Origin of the sequence: Hyphomonas sp. BRH_c22, assembly GCF_000961795.1 — a bacterium.
Lineage (GTDB): Bacteria > Pseudomonadota > Alphaproteobacteria > Caulobacterales > Hyphomonadaceae > Hyphomonas.
Genome location: NZ_LADU01000085.1, coordinates 1 through 13,925, shown reverse-complemented (window position 1 = coordinate 13,925; position 13,925 = coordinate 1). Strand labels below are relative to the sequence as shown.

At 64.0% G+C, this 13,925-nt stretch carries 18 protein-coding genes; 7 read left to right on the top strand and 11 right to left on the bottom strand.

Going from position 1 to position 13,925, the window contains the following annotated elements:
* Positions 1-21: 21 nt before the first annotated feature.
* Positions 22-780, bottom strand: a complete 759-nt coding sequence (gene hisF, locus VR74_RS11030) for an imidazole glycerol phosphate synthase subunit HisF (RefSeq protein WP_045696767.1) — start codon at positions 778-780, stop codon at positions 22-24.
* Between the two features lie 98 nt (positions 781-878).
* Between hisF and VR74_RS11025 the strand changes: the two genes are divergently transcribed.
* The 4 genes from VR74_RS11025 (at position 879) to VR74_RS11010 (ending at position 3,939) form a co-directional block, all read left to right on the top strand.
* A complete protein-coding gene (locus VR74_RS11025) occupies positions 879-1,577 on the top strand; it encodes a M24 family metallopeptidase (RefSeq protein ID WP_045696765.1) in 699 nt (232 codons plus the stop codon).
* Positions 1,578-1,705: 128 nt separating this feature from the next.
* On the top strand, positions 1,706-2,812 hold the full coding sequence (locus tag VR74_RS11020; RefSeq protein ID WP_299950208.1) for a hypothetical protein: 1,107 nt from the start codon (positions 1,706-1,708) through the stop codon (positions 2,810-2,812).
* A gap of 267 nt (positions 2,813-3,079) precedes the next feature.
* Positions 3,080-3,274 (top strand): hypothetical protein, encoded by a 195-nt coding sequence (locus tag VR74_RS11015; RefSeq protein WP_045696761.1) that lies wholly within the window; start codon positions 3,080-3,082, stop codon positions 3,272-3,274.
* A gap of 77 nt (positions 3,275-3,351) precedes the next feature.
* On the top strand, positions 3,352-3,939 hold the full coding sequence (locus VR74_RS11010; RefSeq protein ID WP_299950207.1) for a hypothetical protein: 588 nt from the start codon (positions 3,352-3,354) through the stop codon (positions 3,937-3,939).
* On the opposite strand, the gene hisA is transcribed toward VR74_RS11010, so the two are convergent.
* The 3 genes from hisA to hisB all read right to left on the bottom strand — a co-directional run bounded on the left by hisA (position 3,936) and on the right by hisB (position 6,020).
* The gene (gene hisA / locus VR74_RS11005; protein ID WP_045696757.1) at positions 3,936-4,676 is read right to left on the bottom strand and encodes a 1-(5-phosphoribosyl)-5-[(5-phosphoribosylamino)methylideneamino]imidazole-4-carboxamide isomerase; all 741 of its coding nucleotides are present in this window, start codon (positions 4,674-4,676) and stop codon (positions 3,936-3,938) included. The two genes, VR74_RS11010 and hisA, sit on opposite strands and share 4 nt — an antisense overlap.
* Before the next feature lie 90 nt (positions 4,677-4,766).
* On the bottom strand, positions 4,767-5,408 hold the full coding sequence (gene hisH, locus VR74_RS11000; protein ID WP_045696755.1) for an imidazole glycerol phosphate synthase subunit HisH: 642 nt from the start codon (positions 5,406-5,408) through the stop codon (positions 4,767-4,769).
* Between the two features lie 15 nt (positions 5,409-5,423).
* A complete protein-coding gene (gene hisB / locus VR74_RS10995; protein ID WP_045696754.1) occupies positions 5,424-6,020 on the bottom strand; it encodes an imidazoleglycerol-phosphate dehydratase HisB in 597 nt (198 codons plus the stop codon).
* A 123-nt stretch (positions 6,021-6,143) separates the two neighbouring features.
* Here hisB and VR74_RS10990 point away from each other — a divergent pair, with 123 nt between their 5' ends.
* On the top strand, positions 6,144-7,898 hold the full coding sequence (locus VR74_RS10990; RefSeq protein WP_299950206.1) for a bifunctional diguanylate cyclase/phosphodiesterase: 1,755 nt from the start codon (positions 6,144-6,146) through the stop codon (positions 7,896-7,898).
* On the opposite strand, the gene VR74_RS10985 is transcribed toward VR74_RS10990, so the two are convergent.
* The 4 genes from VR74_RS10985 to VR74_RS10970 all read right to left on the bottom strand — a co-directional run bounded on the left by VR74_RS10985 (position 7,895) and on the right by VR74_RS10970 (position 10,423).
* A complete protein-coding gene (locus tag VR74_RS10985) occupies positions 7,895-8,431 on the bottom strand; it encodes a GNAT family N-acetyltransferase (RefSeq protein WP_045696752.1) in 537 nt (178 codons plus the stop codon). The genes VR74_RS10990 and VR74_RS10985 overlap by 4 nt on opposite strands.
* Complete coding sequence (locus VR74_RS10980) at positions 8,428-8,844, bottom strand: nuclear transport factor 2 family protein (RefSeq protein ID WP_045696750.1); 417 nt, start codon at positions 8,842-8,844, stop codon at positions 8,428-8,430. Before VR74_RS10980 ends, VR74_RS10985 begins: the two co-directional genes overlap by 4 nt.
* On the bottom strand, positions 8,841-9,278 hold the full coding sequence (locus VR74_RS10975; protein WP_045696748.1) for a hypothetical protein: 438 nt from the start codon (positions 9,276-9,278) through the stop codon (positions 8,841-8,843). The genes VR74_RS10980 and VR74_RS10975 overlap by 4 nt, the downstream gene beginning before the upstream one ends.
* An 89-nt stretch (positions 9,279-9,367) precedes the next feature.
* The gene (locus VR74_RS10970) at positions 9,368-10,423 is read right to left on the bottom strand and encodes a CoA ester lyase (RefSeq protein WP_045696769.1); all 1,056 of its coding nucleotides are present in this window, start codon (positions 10,421-10,423) and stop codon (positions 9,368-9,370) included.
* A gap of 111 nt (positions 10,424-10,534) precedes the next feature.
* On the opposite strand from VR74_RS10970, the gene VR74_RS20900 reads away from it, so the two are divergent.
* Positions 10,535-10,708 (top strand): YqaE/Pmp3 family membrane protein, encoded by a 174-nt coding sequence (locus VR74_RS20900; RefSeq protein ID WP_299950205.1) that lies wholly within the window; start codon positions 10,535-10,537, stop codon positions 10,706-10,708.
* A 53-nt stretch (positions 10,709-10,761) separates the two neighbouring features.
* Here the strand turns inward: VR74_RS20900 and VR74_RS10965 are convergent, their stop codons facing one another.
* Positions 10,762-10,995, bottom strand: a complete 234-nt coding sequence (locus VR74_RS10965; RefSeq protein ID WP_045696746.1) for a hypothetical protein — start codon at positions 10,993-10,995, stop codon at positions 10,762-10,764.
* A gap of 73 nt (positions 10,996-11,068) precedes the next feature.
* On the bottom strand, positions 11,069-11,986 hold the full coding sequence (locus VR74_RS10960) for a tyrosine recombinase (protein WP_045696744.1): 918 nt from the start codon (positions 11,984-11,986) through the stop codon (positions 11,069-11,071).
* An 88-nt stretch (positions 11,987-12,074) separates the two neighbouring features.
* On the opposite strand from VR74_RS10960, the gene cysK reads away from it, so the two are divergent.
* Positions 12,075-13,061: a cysteine synthase A gene (gene cysK, locus VR74_RS10955; RefSeq protein WP_045696742.1), complete on the top strand. Its 987-nt coding sequence runs from the start codon at positions 12,075-12,077 to the stop codon at positions 13,059-13,061.
* A 2-nt stretch (positions 13,062-13,063) separates the two neighbouring features.
* Here the strand turns inward: cysK and VR74_RS10950 are convergent.
* Positions 13,064-13,925: hypothetical protein (locus VR74_RS10950; RefSeq protein WP_045696740.1), on the bottom strand; the 862-nt coding region annotated here is incomplete at its 5' end.

Below are 13,925 nucleotides of genomic sequence, written 5' to 3'. Positions count from 1 at the left end.
GGGCGGGTCATGGGAGAGCTCCTAAAGCGGGCGCACCGGGGCGCCGGCGGCAGCGAGGGCGGCGCGGGCGTCGGCGATGGTGGCTTCGCCGAAATGGAAGATCGACGCGGCGAGCACGGCGCTGGCCCCGCCTTCGAGAATTGCGGGGGCGAGATGATCGACATGGCCTGCGCCGCCGGACGCGATGACGGGGATGTTCACGGCCGAGGAAATGGCTTTCAGGAGGGCGATGTCGTAGCCGGATTTGGTGCCGTCACGGTCCATGCTGGTGAGCAGGATTTCGCCTGCGCCGCGCTGTTCAGCCTCAATCGCATAGGCCACCGCGTCGATGCCGGTCGGCTCGCGCCCGCCATGGGTGAAGATTTCCCATGTGTCGCCGGTGCGGCGCGCATCGATGGCGACGACGACGCACTGGCGCCCGGCCTTGGCGGCGCAGCGGCTGATCAGGGAGGGGTCTGCCACGGCGGCGGAATTGATGGCGACCTTGTCGGCGCCCGCCTTCAACAGGGCGACCAGGTCTTCCGCGCTGCGCACGCCGCCGCCGACGGTGAGCGGCATGAAACAGGCCTCTGCCGTGCGGGTGACGATATCCAGCATCGTGCCGCGCCCTTCATGGCTGGCGGTAATGTCGAGGAAGCACAGCTCGTCGGCGCCCTGTTCATCATAGGCGCGGGCAAGGGCGACGGGGTCGCCTGCATCGCGCAGGTCGACGAAATTGACGCCCTTCACGGTGCGCCCGTCTTTCACGTCAAGGCAGGGGATGATGCGGGTCTTGAGCATGGGAGGCGTTTAGCGGGGATGGCGGGGCGGGGGAAGGGGCATGCGCGGGGCGCGGGAGCCCTGTTTGACATATAAACGAATGTTGATATGTTTTGCCGATGACTCAGGCTTCAGACACAGACACCGCGCGCTGGCAGGCGCTGACCCAGGCCGAGGACAAGGCCCTCACCCTGTTCGATGCGATCGAGGCGGCGGGCATTGTCGCGCCAGGGCGCAGCGAGGCCGAGGTGGACGCCGATATCACGGCGCTGGCGCGACGCGAATTTGGCATCGAGCGGCACTGGCACAGGTGCAATGTGCGCGCAGGCGCCAATACGGTGACCACGTTCCATGACACTCCGCCGGTGCGCGTGATTCAGCCTGAGGACACGGTCTATGTTGACCTTGGCCCGGTGTTCGAGGCCTGGGAGGCCGATATCGGGCGCACCTATGCGGTGGGCCGGGATGCGGACAGGCAGGCGCTGGTCGCGGCCCTGCCCGTGGTGTTCGAGGCGGTGCGGGCCAGGTGGCTGGCGGCGCCGGACATGACGGGGGCGGACCTTTATGCGCTCGCGTGCGAGGCGGCGGCGGCGCATGGCTATCATTTCGGCGGGGCGATTGCGGGCCATATTGTGGGCGAGTTTCCCCATGCCGTGTGGCCCGGCGATAAGGACCATTCCCGCATCAGCCCGGCCAACCCCACACGCCTGACCGACCCCGACCATCTCGGCCGCCCGCGCCACTGGATCCTGGAGATCCACCTGCTGGAACCGGGGCGCCAATGGGGCGGGTTTTATGAGCGGTTGTTGCGGGGGTAGGGGGTGGGAAGTCGCAGCTGCAGGTGTGCGCATGCCAGAAAACCGACTTCTTTGACGCGAAAATATTTCACTTAGGGGTTTAGTTAGGTTTCAGCTTTAGGTTCCGGATAAATTCGAAGGGAGCTCACATGCTAAGAACGAGTGTACTGGGCGGCGCCTGCCTGCTTCTTGCCGCTTGCGCAAACCATCAGCCTACCAAGCAACTGGCATTGGGTTTGCCGGGTTTCATGGACCAGAGCACGGCGATCGAAAAGCAGCGCCCAGTTCTGCCGACTACGCATTACGTGAAATGGTATTCAGATGACCGGTTTGCTGGCCGTATCGAGCTGGACTACATCTCGGGCATGTCGCAACGCGACTATCTTTTCGAAGAGCCGAATCAGGAATTATTCCGGCCAATGGTGAAGGCCGCACTCGAGCAGTCTGGACTGCAGGCAAGGACTGCCGCTGCTGCCAGATATGCCTTGCAAATCGACTTCCATGAGTTGGACACAGATGGATTTGGCCGACATTTCGCTGGAAAGACGAGTGCGACATATCGGATCGTGGATCGCTTTTCGAACGAAGCCGTCTTTCAGCAGACGGTTCAATCGAACTTTCTGGCCGAATATCCCGGGCTGAATGAAGATGATGCGAGCTTTGCTTACGACGTCTCCGCTCCTGGCGTGATACGAGCGACACAGGCCTTTGGCGCCTTTTCGCTGTACGAGGCCGGATTTGTCGAAGTCTGGAACAATAACGGCAAGCTGAGAGATTTTTTCGGCGGCGACACGATCAGCGAAGTTTCGCAAGCCAGCTGGGATGATACGTATCAGGCATATGCGTGGACGACGGGTATCTCGGTCGTCTCGGGCCCGGCCCTTGTATTAATCGGTCAGCTGGACCCGACCAATTACGTCTCCCTTCAGCTTGAAGGGCGTTCAGAACAACAAATCGGAACAGACGCAAGGTATGGCAACCTGTCAAAAGCAGGATTGGCCAGCCGGAGCGCCAGAAAACGTGCGGCCCAGCTGAATACACACCTGCTCGCCCAAAGCCTGACTGTCTTCCTGATGGATTTCGCACAACATGAAGGCGTTCCTTTGACCCAATTGGTCGCGTGCAACGCGGCCGATGCGGCTGCCTCAGACGTGATCGAGGCGCTGAGATCTGGGCAGCGCACGATCAGCGATGATTGCGTACGTTACAAGAAGCCGAAATTTTCGCGCGGCGTCGCGATTACCAAATACAAGTAGGGAGCGTAGCCAGCGCCTTGTGCCGCATCTCTGCCCGGTGGGTTACGGCTTTGCCTAACCCACCCTACGGGGGGCTGTGCGGTGGCGCGCCTCCCTTGCTCGGGCAATCGCAGTGCGATTGCTGATCCTCGCAAGCCCAAGAGGGAGAGGGGGAAGGTCCGTGGCCGCCTAACCGACCTTTCATGGAAAATCCGGGGGTTTTCGGCTATACTTCTCCCAAGCGCGGCGTGCGACTGCGCGGGGATGAAACAGTAGAGGAGACATGTGATGGACCTCAGGATCACCGAGATCAGGGCCGCAGACGCGATCAGCCATGACAGCGCCGAGGATGCGAGCCGCCGCGCGGCGAAGCTGGCCCGGCTGGAGGAGCTGGAGACCGCACCCGACGCGCCGGAAAGCGACATGGCCTATGCGCTGCGCACGCGGCGGCGGCTGAGGAAGCGTTTTTCAACGAAGGTCTAGGCTGCGCGCCATTCAGTTTCCGCTTGCCGGGCGCGCCGGGGCGGGGATAGCGTTCGCCTGACACGATGGAGGGCGCGATGAAGCGGATATGGGCATGCGTGGCGGGGCTGGTCCTCGCAGGCGCGGCGGCGGCGGAGACATGTTCCGTCGACCAACGGATCGAATTGGCCAAGGCCGGCTATGGCAAGACCGAAGTGGAAGCGCTGTGCGCGGCGGGGGACGGGGCGCCCGCTGAGCCGGTGACGGCGGTTGCGAAGACGCCGGACGAGGTGCTGGCGGCAGCGACCTATGACGCCGACGATACGGGGACGTTCAAGCGCATCTTTTCCACGCGGGAAAAATGCGAGTTCCTGGGCGACAGCGTGAAGCTGAACAACAACAAGAAGACCTTTGGCGGATACTATTCCAAGGTCATCCCCTATCGCGCCTTCTCGACCTACAAGACGTCGCGCCAGTTCAGTGCCGTGCGCGACAGGAACAGTGTCTCGGCCTCGCTGGCGATTACCGCGTTCGGCTTCGGGAATGCGAACGAGACCTGCTATGCGGTGCTGGTACGGCGAGACAATATTGCCCCGGAAGACTTCGACAGCGTGGCGGCGGCGGCGGAGGCCGAACTAGACGCGGTGACGCAGGCGCTGAACGCCAAGGGCGCGAAGATCGACTAGGTTCGCGCCGCCGCGATGGCTTCGCTCGCGACGATATCCCCGTCATAGAGGGCGCGGCCGAGGATGGTGCCGGAAATCGGTGTGCCGGGCGCGGCGCGCAAGCTTGTGATGTCGGCCGTGCTGGCGACGCCGCCGGAGGCGATGATGGGGATGGTGACGGCATTGGCGAGCTGGCTGGTGAAGGCGACATTGACGCCGGTCTTCAGGCCGTCGCGGCCGATATCGGTGGCGATGATGGCAGCGACGCCGCAGCCCTCGAAGGCCTTGGCAAGCTCGACGGCGGGCATGTCGCTGGTCTCGGCCCAGCCCTCAACCGCGACCATGCCATCTTTCGCATCAATGCCGACAATGATGCGGCCGGGCAGGGCGCGGGCGGCGTCCTTCACCAGTTGCGGATCGCGCAGGGCGGCGGTGCCAAGGATGACACGGGCGATGCCGGCCTCAAGCCAGGCGTCGATCTGGGCGCGGGTGCGGATGCCGCCGCCGAGCTGGACGGGGGCAGGCGTCGCCGCGAGGATGGCCCTGACGGCCTCGGCATTGGCCGACTGGCCGGCGAAGGCGCCGTTGAGGTCAACCACGTGGAGGTGGCTGAAGCCGGCCGCGTGGAAGGCGGCGGCCTGGTCTGCGGGGCTGTCATTGAACACGGTGGCCGCATCCATCTCGCCGCGCAGGAGGCGCACGCACTGGCCGTCTTTCAGGTCGATGGCGGGGTAGAGGGTGAAGGGGGGCTGGGTCATCAGGTTTCCTTAGCGCTCATCCTGAGCGAAGTCGAAGGATGGGGGCGGGCGCCCGCGCTCGTCCTTCGACTTCGCTCAGGATGAGCCTGTCTATGGCTGCCATTGCAGGAAGTTGGCGAGGAGCTGGAGGCCGACGCGCTGGCTCATTTCCGGGTGGAACTGGGTGCCGAAGATATTGCCGCGGGCGACCGCGCTGGTGAAGGGCGTGCCGTATTCGGTCGTGGCCGCGATATCGGCCATGTCTTCCGGGGTGAAGGCATAGGAATGGGTGAAATAGGCGTGCGGCTGGTCGCCGAGGCCGGTGAGCAGGGCGTGGGGGCGGGGAATGGCGAGCTCGTTCCAGCCGACATGCGGCACGCGCAGGCCCGGGCCGGGGTCGATACGGTCGACCACGCCGTGGATCCAGCCGAGGCCGCGCGTTTCGCCATCCTCCAGCCCGAAATCGGCGAGCAGCTGCATGCCGACGCAGATGCCGAGGAAGGGCCTGGCATTCTCCAGTACAGCGGTTTCGAGCGTATCGACAAGGCCCGGCCGGGCCTGCAAATTGGCGGCGCAATCAGCGTAGTGGCCGACACCGGGCAGGATGATGCGGTCGGCGCGGGCAATGGTCGCGAGGTCGTCAGTGATGGCGACCTCGACCGCGATGCCGGCACGGCGGGCGGCCTCGTTCAGCGCGCCTGCCGCTGAATGGACGTTTCCGGAGCCGTAATCGATGAGGGCGACCAAGTTCATGGCCGCGCGTTTAGGCTAAAGGCTGCCCTTCGTCGAGGCCGGTTTGCCGTCAAGTTTTGCGTCAACCGCGATGGCGGCGCGCAGGGCGCGGGCGGTGGCCTTGTAGCAGCTTTCGATAATGTGGTGGCTGTTCTCGCCATATAAGTTTTCCACGTGCAGGCACATGCCGCCATTGCCAGCGAGGGCGTGGAAGAATTCCTTGAACAGTTCGGTATCCATCTCGCCGACCTTGTCGCGGGCGAAACTGACCTTCCAGATCAGGTAGGGGCGCTTGCAGAGGTCAAGGCTGGCGCGGCTCAGCGTCTCGTCCATCGGGATATAGGCGTGGCCAAAGCGGGTGATGCCGGCAAAGTCGCCGAGCGCCTTGAGGATCGCCTGGCCGATGACGATGCCTGTGTCCTCGACGGAATGGTGCATGTCGATGTGCAGGTCGCCCTTGCAGCGGACAGTGAGGTCGATGGCGGAATGCTTGGAAAAGCTTTCCAGCATGTGATCGAAGAAGCCGATACCGGTCTCGATATCGGACTTGCCTGTGCCATCGAGATCGAGGGTGACCGAAATATCGGTTTCCTTCGTCTTGCGGGCGACGGTGGCTGTGCGGTGTTTAATCATCTGGAACCATATAGTGCGCTGTATTCCCAACAGCTAGCGCGTTTTGTTCACTGATTTCTAAACATATTCACTGAATGTCTGTTGAGGAACAGCTGCAATTGCCCCCGGAAAGCGGATCAGCGCTTGAACAAGAAGAGATTCCTCAGCCGGATTTTCGGCACGATGACCATTCCCGCCTTCGCGAGTCTGGCGGGCGTTATCATGACGCTGGTCATTTTTGCAGTGCTTCTGGCCATCGAGATCGGTTACCGCGTCTTCTTCATGGACATGCATTTCAGCGAACTGCCGAACCCGCCGGTCGTGCTGATGGTCGAGATCATCGTGGCCCTGGTGTGTGCCGGGGGAGTTGCCTATTTTGCGGCCGCGCGCTTTCGCAAATCGCTCGACCGGTTCAATTCCTATCTCAATGATGCACGCGGCGATGGCGGGACCGACCTTGGCGACATGCAGTTTGCCGAATTGCGCCGGTTGCGTGCGGGCGTGAGCCGGACAGTCGGGAAACTGCGCCGCGAGAACGCCCTGCTGCGCGAAACGGCCTTCGTCGATCCCCGCACCGGCCTGGCGAACATGATTGCGATGGACCGGGCCATCGCGGGCACGCTGTCCCAGGCGACTTTCGAGGCACCGGCGGCCCTCATCATGCTGGATCTCGACCGGTTCACGCGCGCCGCCGAACAGGTGGGCAGCTATGGAAGCGAGGCCTTGCTGGCGCAGGCCGGCCAGCGCCTGAAGGCGGAACTCGGCGGCATCAGCGGCCCGTCCGGCGCGGCGCTTCGCGAAGCGACGATCGCGGCGCTGCAGGCTGACGAATTTGCCGTCTACATGCCGCATGCCGTCAGCCGCGAGCACGTGGCCACCATTGCGCGGGCCATTCGCCAGGCGTTTGCGGCGCCGTTCGAACTGAACGGGCAAACGATCAGCCTCGGGATTTCCGGCGGGATCGTGATGGCGCCGGAGGATGCCGACAGTGCGCAGAAACTGTTCCGTCATGCCGAACTGGCGCTGCGCCTGGTTCGCGACGAGGCCACGTCCGGCTTCCGCTTCTTCACGCCGCGCCTGACCCGTGTGGCGCGCGGCAAGTACAAGCTGGAAGACGAATTGCGCGAAGCCGTGGCCAATCGCGAATTCAAGGCCGTGTTCCAGCCGAAAGTCGATTTCCGGACCGGCAAGATTGTCGGGGCCGAGGCACTGGCCCGCTGGCGGCGCCACAATGGCAAGATCATTTCGCCTGCGGCATTCATTCCGCTGGCGGAAGAAACCGGCCTGATCAGCCAGATCGGCGAACAGATTCTCGAAGCGGCCTGCCAGTCGGCACGCGTGTGGATGCGCGAAGGCCTTGATGTGTCGGTTGCCGTTAACGTGTCGCCGCGCCAGTTCGAAAAGGGCAACCTGACCGACACGGTGATGGATGTGCTGAAGCGTACCGGCCTGCATCCCAACCGGCTCGAGCTGGAAATAACCGAGAGCATGGCGGTGGAAAGCCCGAGCAAGGTGGCCGAGGTCATGGGCCCGCTGCGCATGATGGGCATGAAGCTGGCGATTGACGATTTCGGCACGGGCCACTCGAACCTGTCGATGCTGACCCAGCTGCCATTTGATGTGTTCAAGATCGACCGGCAATTTGTCTCGGCGCTGGAAGGCGACAAGCAGGCGGCGGCGATTGTCGAGATGATCCTGGCCATGGCCGAAACGCTCGGCCTGCAGACGGTAGCAGAGGGTGTCGAGACCGAGCGGCAGGCGGACTTCCTGCGCCGGCGCGGCTGTACGATGGGGCAGGGCTTCCTTTACAGCCCCGGCCTGCCGCATGGCGCCTTCCTCGATTTCCTGCGGGCCTTCCGCGCCAATCCCGCGCCATTGAGCAGGCGTCAGGCGGGCTAGCGAGCAGCAGGGCCTTCGCGGCGGAACACGTTCAGCGGCTTGTCGCGGTAGAGCGATTCGCACCAGAATGCGTATCCGGACTTTTCGGCCACGCGGCGTGAGGCGAGGTTGTCGCCGTCAATGATGCAATGCGACGGACCGGGACGATGCGCGTCGAGCCAGGCGTGAATGGCGGCGACGGATTCGCTGGCATAGCCCTTGCCCCATGAGTGCCTGTTGAAGGCCCAGCCGGCCTCGGGCCAGGCAGACAGGTCAGGGTTCATGCCGCGCTTGAAATCGGCAAATCCGACTTCGCCGATGAAGCGGCTGGTCGGCTTTTCAACGGCGATCCAGTAGCCATAGCCGATGAGCGGCCACATGCCGCGTGAGCGGGCCAGCGTGAACCAGACATCCTGGGGCGGGCGTGTCGCCCCGCCGATATGGCGCACAACTTCTTCATCATTCCACATGGCGACGCAGTCTTCATAGTCGCTGGCCTGCTGGGGACGCAGGATGAGACGCTCTGTGATGAGCGTGGGCGGCTCGGTTATCATGCACCGCCCTTCATCTTGGCCAGCATGGCACCCATGGCGGCGTGCACTGTCTGGATGGCCTTCAGGGGGCGGACCATGACCTTGAAGTCGGTGATCTTGCCCTGGTCATCCCATTCGATCATGTCGACGCCGTTGACGCTGATGCCGTCCATCACGCATTCGAATTCGAGCACGGCCTTGTCGCCGCAATCGAAGATTCGCGTATAGTGGAACGTGTCGCCGCCGAGGGTCTGCCCGGCGGCGGTGAGGTAGGCCATGGTGATGGCCTTGCCTTCCTGCGGCGTGTGCACGACCGGGCTCCGGAAGACGACATGTTCGGCAAGTTGCACATCGAGGCCCGCCGCATCATGGCTGCCTTCCATCCAGTCGAACCATTTCTGGAGATTTGGGGAATGGCCTTTCAGGCTGATCATTCGGCACTCTCCGCGACAAGGGGTTTCCCGATCAGGTAGCTGTCGGGCTGGTTGAAACAGTCGCCGCGAATGGCGACCCAGCCGCCCGGGAAATCTGGTTCGGTGAAGACGAGCTCGATGCGGCCCCAGTTGTTGCGGGCCGCGCCGGTCTCGGGATCGGCGATCGACACGCTGCAGGCGTCAGCGGACGGCAGGTCGTCTTCAATCCATACGCCCTCAAAGGCGCCGCGGCCTTCATATTGCTGCGCGAGCCCTTCGATATAGGCGAGGCCGCGTGCCTCACCATCCGCTGCGGGATAGGACAGGACGGCCTCTCCGGTGGGCAGTTCGCGTTCATAGATCACGTCGCCGATCTGCGAGGTCCAGACTTCGTCGGCCAGTGCGGTGCCGGTGCAGGCGAGCGCCGCCGCAGCCATCAGGGGTATCCTCAACATGTCGTCCCACCTTTGTTCAGGCGGCCAGCAAGGAAATTCCTGCGCCGCGCGCCAAGGTTAGCACGCGATTTGTGCAAGTTAAGAGGCAATCACCCATTATAGGCGGCGGCGAGGTCGGGGTCTTTCGAGGCGACGAGGTCGGCCAGGTCGGCGATGACCTTGGCCTGTTTCCAGGTCGCATCGTCCTGCATCTTGCCGTCGAGCATGGCGACGCCTGTGCCATCGGGCATGGCGGCGAGGATGCGGCGGGCAAATTTCACCTCTTCCGGATCCGGGCTGAAGACGCGCTTGGCGATGTCGATCTGGTTCGGGTGCAGGCTCCATGCACCGGAACAGCCGAGCAGGAAGGCGTTGCGGAACTGCTGTTCGCAGGCGTCGAGGTCCGAAATGTCGCCGAACGGGCCGTAGAAGGCATTGATCCCGGCCATGCGGCAGGCGTCGACCATGCGGGCAATCGTGTAGTGCCAGAGATCCTGCTGGGCATTGGCGCGGGCCGAGCCGTCTGCGTGCGGGTCTTCCAGCACGCGGTAGAAGGGGTGTCCGCCGCCGACGCGGGTGGTTTTCATCTTGCGGTCTGCGGCGAGGTCGGCCGGGCCGAGGCTGATGCCCTGCATGCGGGGGCTGGCGAGGGCGATCTCCTCGACATGGGCCATGCCCTGTGCGGTTTCGAGGATGGCGTGGAAGAGGATCGGGCGGGTCAGGCCCGCCTTGGCCTCCAGCTGGGCGACATGCTGGTCGGCGAAATGGATATCCCACGGGCCTTCGACCTTGGGCAGCATGATGACGTCGAGCTGGTGGCCGGCCTTGAGGACGAGTTCGGAGACATCGTCCTGGAACCAGGGGGAATTCAGCGGGTTCACGCGGCTCCAGAAGCCGGTGCCGGTGCCGCGCCAGTCATACATCGAGGCCATTTCGATGGCGCCGGCGCGCGCGGCGTCCTTGGCGTCAGCGGGAATGGCGTCTTCGAGATTTGCGAGAATGACGTCGGATTTTGCGGCCATGTCCGGCGTCTTGGAGCGGACCTTTTCATTATGTCCCGGCACGAAATGGATCATGCGTTCCAGGCGTGTTGGCAGCTCCAGCATCGGGCTCGGGGCGCCGATGGCCAGCGGCTTGAAAAAGTTCCGGGGTGTTTTCGCGCTCATGTTCATCTCCTCATCCGCCACAGGCCTAAGGCTGATGGTGCACTGCGTCAAACAGGAACAAAGCCGCACCCCGCCCGTTTGGCGGTTGAAGCCAACGTAAAGGAAATCCCCATGTCCCTGCTGACAATCCTGCTGACCATCTTCCTGCCGCCCGTCGCCGTCGCGATGAAGGAAGGTATCGGCGGGCAGTTCCTGATCAATGTCGTGCTGACGCTGATCGGCTGGCTGCCCGGCGTGATTCACGCCTTCTGGGTGAACTCGCGCGGCGGATCTGCGGTCACTTAAGACGTCGCTATCTATCTGGAAAAGAGCCTGGCTGCGGGGTGCAGCCGGGCTTTCTAGTCGTTTTCGACGGGGATCTGAATCATCCGCGCTTCGGCGTCGAAGGCGCGGCGGAAGATGAAGACCGCCAGAACGGCTATGGCGGCAAGGTCAATCGCTTCGGCGCCCATGATCACGTATTTGCCCGCATGAAATTCCGACAGGATCGCCCAGACAGCCGTGGCCGATGTGATCAGCGCAAGCTCGGTCAGAAGCACGGTGGGAACAAGGGCCTTGAGAAAACGGTTCATGGGGAAAGCTCCGGCTGTATGCTTCAGTGATATTGTCCCGCTTTCGTCCCGGCGCAATGGGAATTTGGCAGGTTCAGCCGGGCCGGGCGAGCGGATGGCTGGTTTCCAGCAATTCGGCGAGTTCGTCAGTCAGCACGTGCGTGTAGATCTGGGTTGTCGCGATGTCGGCATGGCCGAGCAGCGTCTGGACACTGCGCAGGTCTGCGCCGCCCTGCAGGAGATGGGTCGCATAGGCGTGGCGCAGCGCGTGGGGGTGTACGCGTGCCGGGTTCAGCCCGGCGCTGACGGCGAGCGCATCAAGCATCTGGCCGAGGCGGCGGCGGGTCAAATGGCCCTGCTTGCCGCGTGACGGGAAGAGGAAGGTCTCGGCGCGGCCACGGGCGAGGCTGCCTTCGGGCAGGCTGTCCTGGCGCACGGCAAGCCAGTCCGACAGCGCCGAGAGGGCCGGCCTGCCGAGCGGGCAGAGCCGTTCCTTGCCGCCCTTGCCGCGGATGATGATGTCCTGCGTGACCCATCGCGTGCCCTTGCGGCGCGGCAGGCTGCCGAGGGTGAGCGAGACGAGTTCCGAGGCGCGCAGGCCCGCGCCATAGAGGAGTTCGACCAGGCATGTCAGGCGCACGTCGTCTCCGCAGGCTGCGATAAGCTGGCCAAGCTCTTCGCGCGAAAGGACGTCCGGCACATCGCGCGATGTCTTCGGGCCGTCGATCTTGGCGGTCGGGTCGTCCTTGCGGTCACCCTCTTCGAACAGGAAGCGGAAAAAGCGCCGCACGGCAGACAGCTTGCGGGCAGAGGTGGAGGCGGCCATGCCGCGCGCCGATAGATCGGCCTGCCAGTTTGAAAGATCGCGCCCTGTCGCAGAGGCGAGATTGCCGCCACAGAATTCCGATGCGTCGGCCAGATCGCGGGCATAGGCGTCCAGCGTATTGGCGGCCGCGCCGCGTTCGGCGCTCATCATTTCAAGGAAGGCTTCAATACGGGACCGGTCTGACATGGGACAAGCCTAAGGGGCCTGTGTTAATGACGCCTCTATGAAGGGCTTCGCCGGGCGGGGCCTGAGACTGTCAGGACAGGAGAGCAGGATGAGTGGAACACTGGATTATAATGGGGTGATGCTGGACGCGCCGGGGCGCGGGCGGATCTATGGGTCGATCCTGGAGACCGTCGGCAATACGCCCATCGTGCGCATTCCGCGCATTTCCGAGGAGGACAGCCTCAAGGCGACCCTGCTGCTGAAGCTCGAATTCTTCAATCCCCTTGCCAGCGTGAAGGACCGGATCGCCATCGGTATGGTCACGCAGATGGAGAAGGACGGGAAAATCGGTCCCGGCGCGACCCTGATCGAGCCGACATCTGGCAATACCGGTATCGGCCTTGCCTTCGTGGCGGCGGCGCGCGGCTATCGCCTGATCCTGACCATGCCGGAATCCATGTCGATCGAGCGCCGTAAGATGCTGGCGCTGCTCGGCGCGGAACTCCACCTGACGCCGAAGGAAAAGGGCATGAATGGCGCGCTCGCCAAGGCGAATGAATTGCTGGCCGAAATTCCGGGTTCCGTCATGCCGAGCCAGTTCGACAATCCGGCCAATCCGGCGATCCATGACGTAACGACGGCCGAAGAGATCTGGCGGGACACAGGCGGCGCTGTCGATGCGGTGGTCTGCGGCGTGGGCACGGGCGGCACGTTCACGGGCACGGCAAGGACGCTGAAGAAGAAGAAGCCGGGCCTGCAAATGTTTGCGGTCGAGCCGGAAGGCAGCCCGGTCCTGTCGGGCGGCGCACCGGGCCCGCACATCATCCAGGGCATCGGCGCGGGCTTCATTCCCGCCAACATGGATCCGAGCCTGATGGACGGCGTGGTCAAGGTTTCGAATGATGCGGCCATCGCGAATGCGCGGCGGCTGGCGCGCACGGAAGGCATTCCGGTCGGGATATCCTCCGGCGCGGCCTTCACGGCAGGGCTCGAAATTGCGAAACGGCCTGACATGGCGGGCAAGACGATCGTGACGATCATCCCGTCCTTCGCCGAACGCTATGTCTCGACCCTCCTGTTCGAAGGCCTTGGCTGAGCCTATTTGCCTGCGCGCCAGTAACCTGTGGCCTCAAGTGCCAGAGCGGCTGCGGCGTCGCCGGCCCCGATCTTCTGCAGGGCCATGCCGATCAGGGCGAGGTCGGCGGCGTCGAGTTTCGACGGGTCGCCGTGCGTCAGGGCGACACTGCCGAGAATGACTTCGCCGGCCGCGCCGGCATCGGCGGCGGCGAGAATGGCGAGGATATGGCCCGGTTTGACGGTCTTGCCTGGCGCCTCGCTGTCGGTTGCCATGAGGGCGCGGGCGGTCGGTGGCGGCGGGGTGCCTGCCATGGTCCACAGTGTGAACAGGCGGGCAGCGGCCTTGCGGTCATCCTTGTTGGTGGCCGCGTCTGACACGAGGCGGGCGCCGATCTCATTGGCGTCACCCGTTCCGGCCAGAACGGCGAGGGCGTGGATCATTGTCAGGTCAAACGGGCGGGTCTCGGGGGCTTCGTCCAGGCTCGGGACCAGAGTCCAGAGCATCGCCCCTTCCATGTCATTTGCGGCAATGGCAGCGCGGGCGAGGAGGCCGGCATGACTTGCCGTGTCCTTCGTGAGGCTGAGATTGGTGAGTTCGGGGGAGAGGACGGACGCAACGGCGGCAAAGCGGGCAGGGTTGACTGCAGCGGCCTTGAGCGCGGCGGCAAGGGCGTCGGCGCGGCCATCAGGGGGCATGGCGGCGTTTCGTGCGGTGGCAATGGCGATTTCGATCGGTGTTTCGGGTGTGAAGTCAGGGTCCTCGAAGAGGGAATCGAGGACCTGGCGCCAGGCGGCCACATCGATCAGGCCGGCTTCTGCGGCAATCGCAGCCGCTTCGGCGCGCTTGGCAGGGGGCAGGCCGGGGCGGGCGACCATGGCGGCG